Annotated in this window: 13 protein-coding genes; 8 read left to right on the forward strand and 5 right to left on the reverse strand. The window is 76.0% G+C overall.

The annotated features are described in order from the left end of the window. Positions 1–57: 57 nt before the first annotated feature. Both CMS_RS14450 and CMS_RS14455 read right to left on the reverse strand, forming a co-directional pair. Positions 58–597, reverse strand: a complete 540-nt coding sequence (locus CMS_RS14450; protein ID WP_012300150.1) for a hypothetical protein — start codon at positions 595–597, stop codon at positions 58–60. A 9-nt stretch (positions 598–606) separates the two neighbouring features. Continuing rightward, positions 607–1,581, reverse strand: coding sequence for an AraC family transcriptional regulator (locus CMS_RS14455; RefSeq protein WP_012300151.1), 975 nt, complete (start codon positions 1,579–1,581; stop codon positions 607–609). 114 nt (positions 1,582–1,695) lie between these two features. On the opposite strand from CMS_RS14455, the gene CMS_RS14460 reads away from it, so the two are divergent. Further along, positions 1,696–2,421 carry an SDR family NAD(P)-dependent oxidoreductase gene (locus CMS_RS14460; RefSeq protein WP_012300152.1) on the forward strand — a complete coding sequence of 242 codons (726 nt, stop codon included), beginning with the start codon at positions 1,696–1,698 and terminating at the stop codon, positions 2,419–2,421. Between the two features lie 16 nt (positions 2,422–2,437). On the opposite strand, the gene CMS_RS17365 is transcribed toward CMS_RS14460, so the two are convergent. Then, the gene (locus CMS_RS17365; RefSeq protein ID WP_158309447.1) at positions 2,438–2,614 is read right to left on the reverse strand and encodes a hypothetical protein; all 177 of its coding nucleotides are present in this window, start codon (positions 2,612–2,614) and stop codon (positions 2,438–2,440) included. Positions 2,615–2,803: 189 nt separating this feature from the next. On the opposite strand from CMS_RS17365, the gene CMS_RS14470 reads away from it, so the two are divergent. From CMS_RS14470 to CMS_RS14480, 3 genes are read left to right on the forward strand one after another with little or no spacing between them, the layout of a single operon-like run. Next, complete coding sequence (locus CMS_RS14470) at positions 2,804–3,319, forward strand: ASCH domain-containing protein (RefSeq protein ID WP_012300154.1); 516 nt, start codon at positions 2,804–2,806, stop codon at positions 3,317–3,319. Positions 3,320–3,324: 5 nt separating this feature from the next. Further along, on the forward strand, positions 3,325–4,254 hold the full coding sequence (locus CMS_RS14475) for a methyltransferase family protein (RefSeq protein ID WP_012300155.1): 930 nt from the start codon (positions 3,325–3,327) through the stop codon (positions 4,252–4,254). A 23-nt stretch (positions 4,255–4,277) separates the two neighbouring features. Further along, entirely contained in the window at positions 4,278–5,138 is an 861-nt protein-coding gene (locus CMS_RS14480) for an aldo/keto reductase (protein WP_012300156.1), read from the forward strand. Positions 5,139–5,178: 40 nt separating this feature from the next. Here CMS_RS14480 and CMS_RS14485 read toward each other — a convergent pair whose 3' ends face one another. Together CMS_RS14485 and CMS_RS14490 are read right to left on the reverse strand one after the other, a co-directional pair. After that, positions 5,179–6,513 carry an MATE family efflux transporter gene (locus CMS_RS14485; RefSeq protein WP_086935969.1) on the reverse strand — a complete coding sequence of 445 codons (1,335 nt, stop codon included), beginning with the start codon at positions 6,511–6,513 and terminating at the stop codon, positions 5,179–5,181. Between the two features lie 98 nt (positions 6,514–6,611). Continuing rightward, positions 6,612–8,444: a hypothetical protein gene (locus CMS_RS14490; protein WP_012300158.1), complete on the reverse strand. Its 1,833-nt coding sequence runs from the start codon at positions 8,442–8,444 to the stop codon at positions 6,612–6,614. Positions 8,445–8,741: 297 nt separating this feature from the next. Here CMS_RS14490 and CMS_RS14495 point away from each other — a divergent pair, with 297 nt between their 5' ends. The 4 genes from CMS_RS14495 to CMS_RS14510 are packed head-to-tail and all read left to right on the forward strand — an operon-like array spanning position 8,742 to position 12,813. Then, positions 8,742–9,437, forward strand: a complete 696-nt coding sequence (locus CMS_RS14495; protein ID WP_012300159.1) for a SipW-dependent-type signal peptide-containing protein — start codon at positions 8,742–8,744, stop codon at positions 9,435–9,437. A 19-nt stretch (positions 9,438–9,456) separates the two neighbouring features. Further along, the gene (locus tag CMS_RS14500) at positions 9,457–10,143 is read left to right on the forward strand and encodes a S24/S26 family peptidase (RefSeq protein WP_012300160.1); all 687 of its coding nucleotides are present in this window, start codon (positions 9,457–9,459) and stop codon (positions 10,141–10,143) included. Then, the gene (locus CMS_RS14505) at positions 10,133–10,933 is read left to right on the forward strand and encodes a hypothetical protein (protein ID WP_012300161.1); all 801 of its coding nucleotides are present in this window, start codon (positions 10,133–10,135) and stop codon (positions 10,931–10,933) included. The genes CMS_RS14500 and CMS_RS14505 overlap by 11 nt, the downstream gene beginning before the upstream one ends. Continuing rightward, positions 10,930–12,813: a choice-of-anchor G family protein gene (locus tag CMS_RS14510; protein WP_012300162.1), complete on the forward strand. Its 1,884-nt coding sequence runs from the start codon at positions 10,930–10,932 to the stop codon at positions 12,811–12,813. Before CMS_RS14505 ends, CMS_RS14510 begins: the two co-directional genes overlap by 4 nt. Positions 12,814–12,816 lie beyond the last annotated feature (3 nt).

Here is a 12,816-nt window from a genome sequence, read left to right on the forward strand (position 1 = left end):
GCTACGACGGGCGCATCCGGGTGCGGCTGGGAGCGGCGGGATCGGTCGCCGAGCGGATCAGTGGACCGCGAGCTCCACCGCGAGGACCGCGACGCCGAGGACCGCGACGCCCGCGAGCACGAGCGTCTTCACGCCGAACCCGACGCGGAGCCGGCGGACGGCGATCAGCGTCACGAGCACGAGGGTCGCCACGAGCACGATCGCGATGATCCGCAGGGCCGCCGTCAGGTCGAGCGCACCCAGGGCGGCCAGGCCGAGGATCGCCATCGGCGCGGGCAGCACGCCGAGCGAGCTGCCGCAGACGTAGAGGATGTGGCCGACGTCGCGCCGGTCGGGCACCTCGCCGTCGCGCACCATCTGCGCGATGTACTCCGCGACCGACACCGCGAGCAGCGTGCCGACGACCGTGAGCAGCAGGGTGAGCGCGGCGCCGCCCACGGTCGCGTGCTCTGCCTCGCGCTCGGTCGCGATGGTGACCGCGAGCGCGGTGAAGGTGACGTAGATCCGCTCCTTGAGCGCCTCGGAGCGCTGCTCGGCGTCGGGGGCGCGGCGGCCGCGGGGGTCGCGGCGGTCGGGGACGTGCTGCTGGTCTTCCACCCGCTCAGGCTAGGCGGGCGGCGGGCGGTGACCCGCGGGCGCGGACACGACGCGCTGCTCGGCACCCGGCCGACGGATCCGCGTCCGGTACGTGACCGGCGCCTCGCCCGTGTGCCGCTTGAAGGCGGAGCTGAAGGCGCTCTCGGATCCGTAGCCGAGCGCGAAGGCCAGCTCGCCCACCCGCCTGTCGCCGGACCGCAGCTCGCGGCGGGCGAGCAGCATCCGCCACTCGATGAGGTACGCGAGCGGCGTCGTCCCCGCCACCTCGCGGAAGCGCTGGGCGAACGACGAGCGCGACATCGCGGATGCCCGGGCGAGGCTGTCCAGGCTCCAGGCACGCGCGGGCTGCGCGTGGATCACCGCCAGCGCAGGCCGCAGCCGCTCGTCGGCGAGGAGCCGCAGCCAGCCCGCGGGCACGTCCGGATCGAGCATCGAGGCGCGGACGATGTCGAGCACCAGCAGCTGCCCGTACTGGCGGATGGCGAAGGCGGATCCGACGCGATCGGCGGCGAGCTCCCTCGAGATCCGCTGGACGTGGGCGCGCACGTCCGCCCCGACCGGGCTCCGCCGGTCGATGTGCGCGACCGGCGGCAGCACGGAGGTGAGCAGCTCGCGGCCGACGGGATCGAGATCCACGCGTCCGCCGATGAGCACGTCGGCGTGGGGGTCGCGCAGGTCGGCGTCGCGGAGGGGCGTGCCGGGTGCGGGCGGATCCACGTGCGTCAGCGGCCCGTCGCCGCTCCCGCCCTCGAGCGTCAGCCACGCGCGGCCGTTCAGCACCGCGACGTCGCCCTCGGCGAGCTCGATCGGGGCGTCGAGGCCGTCGGCGGTGAGGCGAGCGCTGCCGACGACGACCGCGATGAACTTGAGGTCTTCGTCGATCGCGCTGTGGATGCGCCAGCGTCCGCGGGCCGCCGATCCGCCGGAGACGACAGCGCGCACCTGGATGAGGTCGAGCACCTCGGAGAGCCGGTCGTCGGTCATGCTCGGACTCTACGACATGGGATGCGCACTCCACGTGATTCCGGATCCGATCCCGCGGCCGCAAGCTCGACCCAGAGCCGAGCATCCGCACGGCCGGACCAGCAGGAGGAACGCATGATCGCTCTCGTCACCGGAGGCAACAAGGGGATCGGCCGCGAGATCGCGGCAGGGCTCGCGGGGCTCGGGCACACCGTCGTCATCGGCGCGCGCGACCTCGGGCGCGGCGAGGAGGCGGCCTCGGCGCTGCGGGCCGCGGGCGGCGACGTCGGGGCGGTCGCGCTCGACGTGACCGACCGGGCCTCCGTCGCGGCCGCTATCGAGGTGATCCGGGGCCGTCACGGCCGCCTCGACGCCCTCGTGAACAACGCCGGGATCAGCCACCGGCCCGGTGCCGACTTCGCGGGTCAGGTGCCGGGATCCGGCGACGTGGACCACGTCCGCTTCGTCTTCGAGACCAACGTGCTCGGCGTGATGGCCGTCACCGAGGCGTCCCTGCCGCTGCTGCGCCTCTCGGACGCCCCGCGCATCGTCAACGTCTCGAGCAGCGCGGGATCCCTCGCGGCCATCTCCGACTTCGCGAACGCGGACCCGATCGCGCTCGGCTACGTGCCGTCGAAGACCGCGGTCACGGCGCTGACGATGATGTACGCCCGCGGGCTCGCGGCCGAGGGGATCCTCGTGAACGCGGTGTGCCCGGGCTTCGTCGCGACCGACCTCAACGGCTTCCGCGGCGTGCGCACCCCCGAGCAGGGCGCGCGGCAGGCGGTGCGGATGGCGACGATCGCGGCCGACGGCCCGACGGGCACCTTCACGGACGAGGACGGCCCCGTCGCCTGGTGAGCGCGGGCGGCACGGGTCAGAACGGGATGCGGAGTCCGCCGCTCGCCGCTATGGAGAGCCAGAGCATCGCGAAGAGGGCGGTCGCGACGGCGACGAGCAGCAGGAGGAGGCCGGCGATGATGCCGAGGGCCGATCCCGCGCGGAAGCAGACCACGGCGAGGGCGCCCAGGAGCAGCGCGAGCAACCCGATCACGAGACCGGCGATCATCGCGGGCCGACCGCGGAGGCGGACGCGTGTCGTGCGCGACGAGGGCCAGGAGCTTCCACGACCTCAGGCTAGGGGGAGGTGGGTCCTCCGTCGCGGGTGACGGCGTCGGTCGTGCGCGCGCTTCGAGGACGTCCCGGCCCCGACGCCGCCGACCCGCGTGGGAGCATCGGATCCATGAGCGATGCGACCGCGCCCGTCTCCCCGCCCGACCTGGCCGCCGCCGCCCGGATGTGGGACGCGTACGCCGTCGCGCACCCGCAGGCCGTCGCCGCGGGTCCCGAGCACACGGTCGAGCTCTTCGGCGACCACGCCCGGCTCGCGGACGAGCTGCTCGGGATCGTGCTGTCCGGCCGCAAGCGCGCGACCGCCGAGCTCGTCGCCGACTTCCTCGCGCGCGGCGACGAGGTGCCGCGCATCGGATCCCACTGGATCGCCTGCGACAGCACCGGGGCGCCGCGCATCGTGATCCGCAGCACCGAGCTCCGCGTCGGACCGTTCACGAGCGCCGACGCCGCGTTCGCGCACGACGAGGGCGAGGACGACCTCTCGCTCGAGAGCTGGCGCACCCAGCACCGCATCTACTGGGAGCGCGTGAGCGCGGCCCGCGGCGCGGTGTGGTCGGCGAGCGACGAGATCGTGTTCGAGCGCTTCGCCGTCGTGTGGCCGCCGGAGCACGCGGACCCGCGGTGAGGCGGATGGGGCCGGTGGCCGCGGGCACGTGGGCCCGCCTCTGGTTCGCCGCGCAGGCGGCGGGCGGCACCGCCTGGTGGATCGCCGTGCCGACCGTCCCCGCGGTGCGCGTCGCGACGCTCGGGTCGCTGGATCCGCTGCCCGTCGCCCTGCTCGACGTCCCGATGTTCGTGGTCGGGTCGGCGCTCGCCGCAGCCGGGATCCGGTGGGCGGCCGCCGTCGCCTCCGCCTGGACGCTCCTCGTCGCCGTCGCGCTCGCCGCCTACGCGACCGTGACGACCGAGGCCGGGATCGGCGTCGTGATCATGGCGGTCGCCGCCCTGGGGTCCCTCGTCGCCTGCGCCCTGCTGCTGGTCGGCCGGCTGCCGACCCGCTGGGCGCTCATCGGCCCGCTCGCGGCACGACCCGCCGACGCGACCGCCGCCACCTCCCGGCACGTGCTCGCGACGGCCCTGCAGATCGTCGTCTTCTGGGGCTCCTTCCTCGTCGTCGCGCCGCTCGCGATCCGGTGGCTCGAGATGCGCTGGCGAGTCGCGGTGCCGCTGCCGTCGGCTGCGCTGCCCGTCGGGATCGCCGTGCTGGTGCTGGCGAGCGCACTCGGGATCTGGTCCGCCGCCGCCATGTCGACCCGCGGCGGCGGCACCCCGCTCCCGGCCGCGACGGCCACGCGCCTCGTGATCGCCGGCCCCTACCGCTTCGTCCGCAACCCCATGGCGCTCGCGGGCGTGACGCAGGCGGCGGCCGTCGGGCTGATCCTCGGGTCGTGGCTCGTCGTCGCCTACGCCGTCATCGGCTCGTCGCTCTGGAACCACGTCGTGCGCCCGGGAGAGGAGGCGGACCTCGAGGCCCGCTTCGGGGATCCGTTCCGCCGCTACCGCGCCGCCGTGCGCTGCTGGGTGCCGACGTTCCCGGGCGTCCCGGGGACGCCGCGCTGACGCCCCGGCCCGATCGGCGGAGGATGGACCCGATGGCTGACACCGAGATCCCCACGACCACCTTCCCCGACGGCCGCACCGCGGTCGCCCTCGCGCAGGGCACCTGGAACATGGGCGACGAGCCCGCCGCCCGCGCGACCGAGCTCGACGCCCTGCGCGCCGGCCTCGACGCGGGCCTCACCGCGATCGACACCGCCGAGATGTACGGCAGCGGGCGATCCGAGGAGCTGGTCGGCGAGGCCATCGCCGGTCGCCGCGACGAGGTCTTCCTCATCAGCAAGGTGCTGCCGTCGAACGCGTCGCGCCGCGGCACGGGCGAGGCGGCCCGCCGCAGCCTCGCGCGCCTCGGCACCGACCGGCTCGACCTCTACCTGCTGCACTGGCGCGGATCCCACCCGCTCGCGGACACGGTCGCCGCGATGCAGGAGCTCGTCGAGGAGGGGCTGATCCGCGGGTGGGGCGTCAGCAACCTCGACGCGGTCGACCTCGACGAGCTGGCCGCGATCCCCGGCGGCGACGCCGTGCAGACCGACCAGGTGCTCTACAACCTCGCCCAGCGCGGGCCCGAGCACGACGTGATCCCGTGGGCCGGATCCCGCCGCATGCCCGTCATGGCCTACTCACCGCTCGACCAGGGCCGGCTCGCGACGGATCCGACGCTCGCCGCCCTCGCCGACCCCCTCGGCGTGAGCGCCGGCCAGCTCGCGCTCGCGTGGGTCGTCCGCCAGGCGCCGCACGTCTTCGCGACCGCTAAGGCGGCCACCGTCGCGCACGTCGCCGAGAACCGCGCGGCGCTCGACCTCGTGATCCCCGAGGAGACGCTCGCGGCGCTCGACCGCGCGTTCCCGGGGCCGCGGGGTGCGGAGCCGCTCGCGATGTACTGAGGCGCGCCGCGTCCGGGCGACCCGTCCGGCGCCGCGCGCGTCAGGCCCGCGCGGCCCCCGTCACGATCCACCGGTCGCCGCGTGCCCTGAGGCCCAGCGTGAGCGCCCGCGCGCCGATGTAGACGAGGCCGAACGCCGCCCACAGCGCGAGGAGGGCGGGGGTGCCGGCGACGGTCCCCGACTCGGTGAGCCAGGCCACGAGGATCAGCGCGGGCGCGTAGATCGCCAGGTTCACGAGGCCGGCGAGGGCGAGGTAGCGGGCGTCGCCGGCGCCGATGAGCACGCCGTCGAGCACGAACACGTAGCCCGCGACCGGCAGGCCGATCGCGAGCACGAGCGTCACGGCGGTGAGCATGCGGTGGATCCCCGCGTCGCCCGTGAAGACCGGCCCGAGCAGCGGCGAGAGCGCGGCGAGCAGCAGGCCGAGGATCGCGCCGAGCCCCACGCCCCACTGCACGAGCCGCCGCGAGACCGCACGGACGCGCGGCACGTCGTCGGCGCCGAGGCCGTGGCCGACGAGCGCCTGGCCGGCGATCGCGAGCGCGTCGAGCACGAACGCGACGGTCGAGAAGAGCGTGAGCGCGATCTGCAGGGTCGCCAGCCCGGTCACGCCGAGGCCCGCGCCCACGGCGACCGTCGCGAGGATCGCCGCCCGGAGCGACGCCGTGCGCACGAGCAGCCAGCCGCCGGACGCCGCCGAGCGCGCGACGCCGCGGATCCCGGGCCGCAGCGTCGTACCCGTCTCGCGCGCGGCCCGCGCGGCGATGGCGACGAACACCGCGGCCATGCCCCACTGCGCGAGGACGGTGCCCCACGCGGATCCCGCGATGCCGAACCCGAACCCGTAGATGAGGACCGCGTTGAGCGCCGCGTTCGCCGCGAAGCCGGAGACCGCGACGACGAGCGGGGTGCGCGTGTCCTGCAGGCCGCGGAGGAGGCCGGTCGCGGCGATGACGAGGAGCATCGCGGGGATCCCCGCGAGCGAGATGCCGAGGTAGGTGCGCGCCGCGTCGACCACGGCGGCGGTGGCTGCGGGATCCGCGTCGGCGCCGCCGGTGTCGGCGACGGCGCGCACGAGCGGATCCGCGACCACGAGCCCCAGCACGAGGACCACCGCACCGAGCGCGAGCGCGAGCCACAGGCCGTCGATGCCCGCGCGGATCGCGCCCGGCCGGTCGCCCGCGCCGAGCCGTCGCGCGACCGTGGGAGTCGTCGCGTAGGCCAGGAAGACGAGCAGGCCGATGATCGTCTGCAGGATCACGCTCGCGATGCCGAGGCCCGCGAGCGGTGCGCTCCCGAGGTGGCCGACGAGCGCGGTGTCGGTGAGGAGGAACAGCGGCTCGGCCACGAGGGCGCCGAGCGCGGGCACCGCCAGCGCGAGGATCTCGCGGTCGAGCGGGCGGCGGATCCGCGGACCGCGCCCGGTGGACCCAGGCGAGGGCGAGGGCGCGGATCCGGGCTCGGACGCGCCCGTCAGCGCACCGCGTGCGCGAGCCGCTGCACGACCCCCGCGGTCGCCGCCGTGAAGGCGCGCGAGACCTCGGGGTCGAGCGAGGCGAGCGAGATCGGGCCGCGCTCGGCGATGTGCGCGTCGTACGGCACCGTGAAGATCTGCGCCGGGCGGGCGTCGTCGAGGATCCGGTCGATGCGCGCGACGACCGCGGGATCCTCCGGGCGCCCGTCGTGCAGGCGGATGATGATCGCGTTGTCCGCCAGGACGCCCGCGTGCCCGCCGAGCTCGCGCAGGAAGTCGAGCAGCGCGACGGCCTCGAGCACCGCGTCGCCCGCGTTGAGCACGGGGACGACGAGCACGTCGGTGACCTCGATGGCGCCGCGGAACGCGGACGACGACGGCTGGTTGCCGGAGTCCATCACGCGCATCGCGTAGTACTCGTCGATGAGGCGCGAGACGCCGATGACGTCGTCGCCCGTGAGCTCGCGGCGCGGCCCGACGGACGCGACGACGGAGGCGAAGCTCGTCTGCGGCGCGGTGTAGCCGGCGAGCTGGCCCGCGCTGTGGATCTCGTCGCGGTCGCGCACGAGCTCGCCGAGCCCGCGCTGCGGCTGGCCCTCGGCGCGGTAGCCGAGCGCCCCGGGATCGTCGGTGACCTCGACCACGGCGACGGATCCGCCGCGGACGGAGCCGAGCACGCCGCCCAGGATGAGGGAGGTGGGCGTCTTGCCGACGCCGCCCTTGCGGTTGGCGACCAGCACGCTGACCGCGCGCGGCCAGGTGGCCTGGCGGATCACGCGCTCGTCGCCCTCGCGGCGGGCGACCTCCGCGTTCGCGGCGGCCTCCTCCGCGCCGGGCCCGATCTTGAAGACGCCGCCCGTGACGGCGTTCATGAAGCCGCGGAAGCCGGTGCGCGCGACGGCGGGGCCGCGCGGCGGGCGCTGGCCGGTCTGCTCGGGGAAGAGGGTGAGGGCGCTCGTGGCGGCGTCGGCGCGCGGGGTGCGCATGACGTAGCGCTGCGGATCCGCGTCGGGGAACGCCGTGAGGTCGGTGCCGGGGCGCGGGGCATCGGCGGGCTCCTCGACGTCGTCGGGCGCGGCGGGGAGCGAGGCGACCGGGGTCGGCTGGGGCTCGACCGCGGGAGCGGCAGCGGCAGCGGCGGCGGCAGCGGCGGCGGCGCGGGCGGGCGGCGCGTCGTCGACGGGGGCGGAGTCGGCGCGCACGGGCGCGGGCGGGGCCTCGGTACGGGCGGGGCTCGCGGGCTCGGCGTCGGCCGGCTCGGGGCCGGACGCCTCCGTGCTCGGGCGCAGCGGCATGCGGAAGGGGTGGGCGTTCACGACGTGCGGCGCGGGGACCGTCCATGCGGATCCGGCCTCGGGGGAGACGACGGCGTCGAACGGGGTGGGCTCGGCGGCGGGGCGCTCGTCGTCCGCGTCGTCGTCGGCGGGGGTCCCGGCGGCGGGCACGCGGTCCTCGGGATCCACGTCGTCGTCCTCGGCGTCGTCGAACAGCTCGTCGAAGGCGTGCGTGCCGACGATGACCTCCTCGTCGTGCTCGGGATCCGTCGCCTCGGCGTCGTCCTCGGGACCGTCGACCTCGGGAGCCTCGTCCTCAGGAGCCTCGACCTCGACGGGGGCGGCGCCGAGGCGCACGCGGTCGGGTCCGAACAGGCCGCCCTCGGAGGTGCGCGGCACGGCGGGGAACGGATCCACCCAGCGGTGCGCGTCGCCCGACGGCTCGGCGGAGGTGCGCTCCATCTCCTGCTGGCGGCGGCGCAGCTCCCTGCGGCTGAGGAGGGGAGGCTCGGACGCCCCACCGTCGCGGTGGCCGGTGTCCTGCGTGTCGTCGGTCATGTGGCTCGCCTTCGTCGTCCCCGCCTGCGCGGACGAGGCTACCAGGGGCGCCCCCGCGCCCGGCCCCCGCGCATCGTCCCCGGCCCCTCGATCGGGGCACAGTCGCCGTCCCGGTAGTCCGTGCCGCGCGGCACGGGACCACTGGTGATCGGCGCCCCGACTACCGGCGTCGCGGGCGGGCGGGTCCCGGAGCGGGGCGGCGGTCCTACCTTCAGCCTGTCGTCCGGATCCGGCCGACGTTGGGGCGGGCCGTCCGGGACAGGATGCGCGACCCGCGCGATCAGGGGGAACACGGACATGGCACTTCACGCAGAGCGCTCGCGCATGACGCAGCGCACCAAGACGATGGCGTTCCTCTCCGGAGGACTCGTGCTCGGCCTCGGGATCACCGCGACGCTCGCGGCCTGGACCGACACCGAGTGGGTGTTCGGCGGCAACGCGGACGGCAGCGGCCCGGGCGTCGGCACGGGCACGTTCGAGGTGGAGCAGAACGTCTCCGTGCCGTTCGACCCCGCGGCGTTCGGGCAGTTCGAGACGAACCCCGGCCAGGACCTCGCGTTCGCGCCCGGCGCCCTCACGCTCAGCCCCGGCACCTCCGTGTACGCACCGGTCGCGCTCCGCACGATCGACGGATCCGTCGGGGCCGCCCTGACGCTGCAGGACGCCGTCCCCGCCGAGGGTGCGGGCCTCGAGGCCGAGGACCCGGACGGCCTGCTGCTCGCCGCGCTCACCCTCCGCGTCGCGGTGTCGGCCACCGCGACCACGTGCGACGCCGCCGCGTTCACCACGGGCACGATCATCGCGTCCGGCTCGCTCGACGCCGCGCAGGGCACCGCGGCGCAGGCGCTCGCCGCCGACAGCGGATCGACGCAGTACTACTGCTTCGAGGTCACGCTCCCGGCCGCGCCCGTGCTGCCCGCCGGCGCCACGGTCGACGTGCTCCAGGGTCGCGCCGTGACCCCCGCGTGGGAGTTCATCGGCACGTCGGTCTAGCCAGCGACGGATCCCCGACATGACAGCGCAGGACACGGCGACGCGGGCGGAGGCGCTCGCCGCCGCCCGCCGCGAGGCCGTCGACGCGGCCCGGGCACGCGCCCGACCGCGGCGGCCAGCCTGCGTGCGGGTGCGGGACGCGGTGATCACCCTCGCGGGCCTCGCCGGCCTCGCGGTCATCGCCTGGACCGTCCTGTCGCGTGTGCTCGGCCTGTCGCTCGTGGTGCTCATGACCGGATCCATGGCCCCTACGCTGCCCACCGGCTCGGTGGCGATCACGCTCGACCGCGTGCCCGCCGCCGAGCTGCACGTGGGCGACGTGGTGAAGGTGCCCCGGCCGGGGTACGAGCTGCCGGTCACGCACCGCATCGTGGAGGTCGGCCCGGTCACGGGCGCGGTCGACGCGCTCTCGCCGGGGGTGGATCCCGCCGACCCGGCCGCCCGCGAGCTCGTGCTGCAGGGCGACGCCAACGCGAGCGTCGACCCGTCGCCGTACGTCGTGACGGAGGCCGACCGCGTCCTCATCGGTGCGCCGTACCTCGGGTACGCCAGTCGGCTCCTGCACATGCCCCTGCTCGTCGCCGGGCTCGGCGGCGCGGTGCTGCTGCTAGTCGGCACGTCGTGGCCCCGCGCAGGCGGCCCGCGGACCACCGCCCCGGCCGGCGCGCCGGTCCGGGCACGACGCTCGGCCCATCGTGCGCGCTGACGCGGGTGCCGCGACGTCGGCCCGCCGCCCGCCGCTCCGCGTCCTGCTCTCGGCCGCCGCCGTCGTCGCGCTCGTGGCGGGTCTCCTCCTCATCGGCGGCCGCGCTGCGGTCGGGCTGATGCGGTTCCACGACACCGGGCTGCCGGGCCACCTCACGCTCGCGACCGACTGGAGATCCGACATGCTCGACGTCGCGCCGGGGGAGCAGGGGCACTGGATCATCCACGCGACCCTCCGCGACGAGGAACGGGGTGCGCTCGACGTGCGGATCCGCTCTGTCGGCGACCTGTCCGAGATCGACCCCGGCGTGCTCCTGCAGCTCGACCGGTGCGACCGCGAGTGGGCGGTCCCGCCGGGAGCGGCACCCGATGCCGCTCCGGTCTGCTCGGTCGGATCCGTGCCCGTCCTGCCGCCGACGCCGCTCTCGGCGTTCCGTGACGGGCCCGCCGCGATGCCCCTGCCCGACATCACCGCCGCCCGGGGTGAGCACCTGCTGCTGACCTCGACCATCGACTCCTCGCGCAGCGGGGACGAGCGGCTGATGGGGCGGACCGGCACGATCGCGGTCGGCGTCACCGCGAGCGGAGGCGATCCCGAGGTCGGGCCGGTCGCCGGAGGAGTCCTGCCGCGCACGGGCGGCACCGCCGACATCGGGGCCCTCCTCCTGATCGGGCTCGGCGCGCTGGGCCTGGGGCTCATGACGCGCGGAGCAGGCACGCGACGCGAGCGCGCGGCCGCGGTGGTCGCGACCGCGACCGCGACCGCGACCGACCCGGACGCCCGCGCATGAGCGCGCGACACGGGCTCGGGCGGCACACGGGCCGACGGGCGGAGCCCGCCCAGCCGCGCCGCTCGCGCGATCCGCGGCTCCCGCGCCGCGCCGCCCTCGTCGCGGCCGCCGTCGCCGTCGCCCTCGTGGCCGGCAGCGTGACCCCGGGACTCGTGCCCGTCGCCGCCGCCTGGACCGACCGGGAGTGGACCCACGAGCGCGTCGCCACGGAGACCGTCGATTGCGGCGTCGACACCGGCTACACCACCCGCGCGTCCTCCCGCTTCCTCGACGGCAACCTGCTGACACTCGACCTCGACACCGTCGCGGGCGTCCAGGGCCTGACCGCGATCGACGACCAGGCGGCGGGCGCCCAGGTGACCCCCGCGAGCGCCCGGGTGCTCGGACCCGGCGTGTTCGCGAACCCGCTCGCCGTCACGGCGGTCGCCGGCGCGGCGGCGCTCGACCTCTCCGGCCTCTCCCTGGGCCTCCCCGCTGGATCCGCGGGCGCGCTGAACCAGTACGCGCGCGTCTCCGAGACGGGCGTCGCCACCGGCGCGAGCGGCCTCGTCAGCGACTCCGGCGGCGTGGGCGTGACCTCGGGCACCCCGCCCGCGTCGCTCCCGGGACGCGCCACCATCAGCCTCGGCCGGGTGCTCCCCGCCGTCACCGACGTGACCGACGCGTCCCTGGCGGTCGGCGCGGTCGCGTCCCGGTCCACGCTCGACTGGTGCGCCGCGCGGGAGAGCGACGTCTGGGGCGACGGATCCGTGTCCGGCGTCACGCGCGACTACGGCATCGCGGGGCTCGACCTCCGCGTGGCGAGCCCCGCGGTCAGCGGCCTCACCTCGGCCGTGAACACGACGACCGCGACCGCCCTGCCCGCGGCGGCGACGTCGCTGTCCGGCACGACGGGCCTCGTCGGCCAGCTCATCACGGCGCGGATCGGCGCCCTCGTCAAGACCCTCGGCCTCGGAGCCCTCACCGGGACCATCACGGTCACCGGGGTGGATGCGGCGGCCACCGCCGTGGCGCCGCTCCTCACCCATCCGCTCCGCAGCGCCGACGGGACGGTCGTGGTCGACCTCGTCACCGGCACCGTGCGGGTCGACCTCGCGGCGCTCCTCGGATCCGGCCCCGGCGGGCTCAACGGCCTCGGCCCCAACAGCGAGATCGTGGTCGACGCCGCGCTGCTGAACGCGGTGTCGGCGCGGGTCGGGGCGCTGGTGGACGCGCGCTCCGCGGAGATCCGCGCCGCCATGACGACGGCCCTGCAGGGCGTCCGGATCGTCATCGACGTGTCGACGGTCATCTCCGCGACGGTGTCGGTGGCCGGCCTCGGCCTCACGACCGCGGAGATCCTCCGCCTGGCGGTGCAGTTCGACGGCACCCTCGCGCAGCTCGCGGCCGGCACGGTGCCGATCGCGGTGACGCCCACCGTCCTGCCGACGAGCGGCCTCGTGGGGGCGGCGGTCAACGCGCTGCTCGGCACCCTGCTGGGCGTGAACAGCCCGCTGGCCCTCGGCGCCCTCCTCGACGGCAGCCTCACGACCGGGTTGGTCGCGCCGATCGTCAGCACCGTGACGAACGCCCTGACCGCGCCCGTCACGACCCTCGGCGCGACCCTCGCCGGGCTGTCCGCGCGGCTCGTCACCGCCGTCGCGGCGGTCGTGAACCCGCTGCCGAGCGTGGTGTCGCTCATGGTCAACGTGCAGCCGGATCAGCCGGGCGCGCCTCCCGGCGCGACCGCCCTGCCCGCCGTGCCGCCGGACACGAGCGCGGAGTACGAGGTCACGGCCCTGCGGATCGGGCTCGTCGACGCGCTCGCGCCCGCTTCCGGATTCGCCGTGCTCGAGCTGGCCACGTCCACCGCCGGGCGCAGCACGTTCCGGACACCGTGATCC

The sequence above is a fragment of the Clavibacter sepedonicus genome (assembly GCF_000069225.1).
In the GTDB taxonomy this organism is placed as follows: Bacteria; Actinomycetota; Actinomycetes; order Actinomycetales; family Microbacteriaceae; genus Clavibacter; species Clavibacter sepedonicus.